Below are 767 nucleotides of genomic sequence, written 5' to 3' on the forward strand. Positions count from 1 at the left end.
ATATAGCTCTTAAATTGACGAAGCTTGCGCTTCATTCAAAAATGGTAAAACTTTTTTTGCCTCATCGTTCAGTTTTCAAAGTTCGTCTGTAAAAAAAAATGGTGGAGCCTAGCGGGATCGAACCGCTGACCTCCTGCGTGCAAGGCAGGCGCTCTCCCAGCTGAGCTAAGGCCCCAATATAAGTGATGATGGTCGGGAAGACAGGATTCGAACCTGCGACCCCTTGGTCCCAAACCAAGTGCTCTACCAAGCTGAGCTACTTCCCGTCTAAAAATGGTGCACCCTGAGAGATTCGAACTCCCGGCCTTTAGATTCGTAGTCTAACGCTCTATCCAGCTGAGCTAAGGGTGCGAGACGAATAATCATCATGGGAAAATATTAATGGTACCGAGGGCCGGACTTGAACCGGCACGAGGAAACCCTCGCAGGATTTTAAGTCCTGTGCGTCTACCAATTCCGCCACCCCGGCAAGGTATAATTTCTAGCGGTAGACTTTTTAAAAAGATCAAATGGTGCCGGCGAAAGGATTCGAACCCTCGACCCTCTGATTACAAGTCAGATGCTCTACCAACTGAGCTACACCGGCAGGTGTAAATGGTGGAGGATGACGGGATCGAACCGCCGACCCCCTGCTTGTAAGGCAGGTGCTCTCCCAGCTGAGCTAATCCTCCAATATGTAGCCTGGCAACGTCCTATCCTCACAGGGGGAGATCCCCCAACTACTTTCGGCGCTGAGACGCTTAACTTCCGTGTTCGGCATGGGAACG

Annotated in this window: 6 tRNA genes and 1 rRNA gene; all 7 read right to left on the reverse strand. The window is 50.7% G+C overall.

Features of this window, described 5'->3' with window-relative positions:
• Nucleotides 1–99 precede the first annotated feature (99 nt).
• A tRNA-Ala gene (locus KNO71_RS17505) sits at nucleotides 100–175 on the reverse strand.
• 14 nt (nucleotides 176–189) lie between these two features.
• Nucleotides 190–266: transfer RNA gene (locus tag KNO71_RS17510), tRNA-Pro, on the reverse strand.
• 8 nt (nucleotides 267–274) lie between these two features.
• Nucleotides 275–351, reverse strand: a tRNA-Arg gene (locus KNO71_RS17515).
• 31 nt (nucleotides 352–382) lie between these two features.
• Nucleotides 383–469: transfer RNA gene (locus tag KNO71_RS17520), tRNA-Leu, on the reverse strand.
• A 41-nt stretch (nucleotides 470–510) separates the two neighbouring features.
• Nucleotides 511–586: transfer RNA gene (locus KNO71_RS17525), tRNA-Thr, on the reverse strand.
• A 9-nt stretch (nucleotides 587–595) separates the two neighbouring features.
• Nucleotides 596–671: transfer RNA gene (locus KNO71_RS17530), tRNA-Val, on the reverse strand.
• Nucleotides 672–679: 8 nt separating this feature from the next.
• Nucleotides 680–767, reverse strand: a 5S ribosomal RNA gene (rrf, locus tag KNO71_RS17535); the annotation flags it as partial.

Source organism: Exiguobacterium sp. s163, assembly GCF_018617135.1.
GTDB lineage: Bacteria > Bacillota > Bacilli > Exiguobacteriales > Exiguobacteriaceae > Exiguobacterium > Exiguobacterium profundum.